This window comes from Sutterella massiliensis (assembly GCF_016899755.1).
In the GTDB taxonomy this organism is placed as follows: Bacteria; Pseudomonadota; Gammaproteobacteria; order Burkholderiales; family Burkholderiaceae_F; genus Sutterella; species Sutterella massiliensis.
The window spans coordinates 1-678 of record NZ_JACJJC010000192.1 but is presented as its reverse complement, the minus strand read 5'-3'; the positions used below and the strand labels follow the sequence as shown (position 1 = coordinate 678).

General features: G+C 55.2%; 1 protein-coding gene. It reads right to left on the bottom strand.

The window, feature by feature from the left end:
- Positions 1 to 37: 37 nt before the first annotated feature.
- A partial coding sequence (locus tag H6A60_RS12110; protein ID WP_205104978.1) for an FAD-binding protein occupies positions 38 to 678 on the bottom strand: 641 nt, incomplete at its 5' end.

Sequence of the window (678 nt, the reverse complement as noted above, 5' to 3'; positions counted from 1 at the left end):
TCTGTCTTGAGCGCCAAGTCTCACGTCGACCCGGAGCTTATTCGGTCTTCAGATGTTCTGCGATCGCCTCGGCCGCAAGTTTGCCTGAGGTAATGGCCCAGGCAATGTTCGCACCTGCCGCAGAGTCGGTCCCGTGAACACCGCCGACGACTTCACCCGAAGCGAAGAGGTTGGGAATGGCTTTGCCGTTCGTATCCGTCACTTCAAGCTTCGGCGTGATTTTTACGCCGCCCAGAGAGGTCGCGAATCGGCTCTTCTGCTCCACAAGCCAATAGGGACCCTGTTCGATCTTCTTTTTCATGAATTCGACGGGACGGCCGAAGTCCTCGTCCTTGCCTTCGGCGACGAAGCCGTTGTAGCGATCAACGGTCTTTTGGAGCACCTCCGGATCCATACCGGCCAGCTTTGCCAGAGCTTCGATCGTATCGGCATGCATAACAAGCGTATCACCCTTGCCGTTGGCATCTATCCATTTCTGGAGTTCCTCGTCAGTGATGCCGGTCTTTTTCAGGTTCTTCGAGAAGCCTTCCCATGTATAGGCATCCATGAACATGAAGAGCGTCGCATCCTTTTCCTTGAGGAGATACGGAAGGATGTGGTTGTTCGATGCCTTTTCGTTCACGATGCGCTCGCCCGCGTGATTGACGATGATGCCGCTGCGCTTCCACGCTTCGTAGT